This is a genomic window from Nonomuraea indica, from assembly GCF_002850745.1.
Taxonomy (GTDB): Bacteria; Actinomycetota; Actinomycetes; order Streptosporangiales; family Streptosporangiaceae; genus Nonomuraea; species Nonomuraea indica.
On sequence record NZ_PJOK01000109.1, the window covers coordinates 1 to 1,396 of the forward strand.

At 73.0% G+C, this 1,396-nt stretch carries 1 protein-coding gene; it reads right to left on the minus strand.

Annotated elements, in window-relative coordinates:
• On the minus strand, nucleotides 1–1,396 hold a 1,396-nt coding region (locus CXR44_RS38665), incomplete at both ends, for a beta-ketoacyl reductase (RefSeq protein WP_144070258.1).

Genomic DNA, 1,396 nt, shown 5'->3' on the forward strand with positions numbered 1-1,396 from the left:
CCCGCCCGCAACGCCCGCCCCGCCAGATGCAACGCCACCAACGACGACGAACACGCCGTGTCGATCGTCACCGCCGGCCCCTCCAGCCCGAACGTGTACGCCACCCGACCGGAGGCGACGCTGCCGGAGTTGCCGATGCCGATGTGGCCTTCGAGGTCGGCCGGTGTGGTGTGCAAGCGGGCCGAGTAGTCGTGATGCATGAGGCCGACGAACACGCCCGCGTCCTTGCCGCGCAGGGACGCCACATCGATCCCGGCCCGCTCCAACGCCTCCCACGACGTCTCCAACAGCAACCGCTGCTGCGGATCCATCGCCAGCGCCTCACGCGGCGAGATCCCGAAGAACCCCGCATCGAAGTCACCCGCGTCGTACAGGAACCCGCCCTCACGCACGTACGAACGACCCGGCCGCTCCGGATCCGGATCGAACAACGCCCCCAGATCCCACCCCCGATCGACCGGAAAACCCCCGATCCCGTCCCCACCCGACGCCACCAGCTCCCACAACCCCTCCGGCGAGGAAACCCCGCCCGGATACCGGCACGCCATCCCCACGATCACGATCGGATCGTCGTCGGAGTGGCTCTGCTGCGCCCGCGTGCGGGCGCCGCTCGGCAGCGTCCCGGCCAGTTCGGCCAGCAGGTGGCGGGCCAGGGTGGCGGGTTCGGGGTAGTCGAAGATGAGCGTGGCCGGCAGCCGAAGCCCGGTCGCGGCGGTGAGCCGGTTGCGCAGCTCGACCGCGGTGAGCGAGTCGAAGCCCAGGTCCTTGAAGGAACGGCCTGGCTCGACCGACGCGGGCGAGGGGTGGCCGAGCGCGGTGGCGACGTGGGTGCGTACCAGGTCGAGCAGCAGGCGTTCCCGCTCGGCGGCGGGCCGGTCGGCGAGGCGCTGCCGGAGGGTCTCACGGGTTCCGGTGCCCTGGCCCCGTCCCGGCACTCCGGCCAGGCCGCGCAGCACGGGAGGTACCTGCTCGCGGGTCGCGCGCAGTGCCGGCAGGTGGAGCCGGAGAGGCAGCAGCGCCGCTTCTCCGGTCGCGATCGCCCGGTCGAGGAGCCGCAGGGCCGGGTCCGTCTCCATGGCGCCGAGGCCGATCCGCTCCCAGCGGGCCAGGTCGGCGTGGCCGAGATCGTTCGTCATGTCGCTGCGCTCGGCCCACAGGCCCCAGCCGAGCGAGGTGCCGGGCAGTCCCTGGCCGCGCCGCCACGACATGAGGCCGTCCAGGAAGGCGTTGGCCGCCGCGTACGGGGCCTGTCCGGCTCCGCCGAGCGTGCCGGCCGCAGAGGAGAAGGCGACGAAGGCGGCGAGGTCCCGGTCCCGGGTCAGCTCGTGCAGGACGAGGCCGCCGGTCACCTTCGCGGCCAGCACCCGATCGACCTGCTCCGCACTCAACCCGGCGA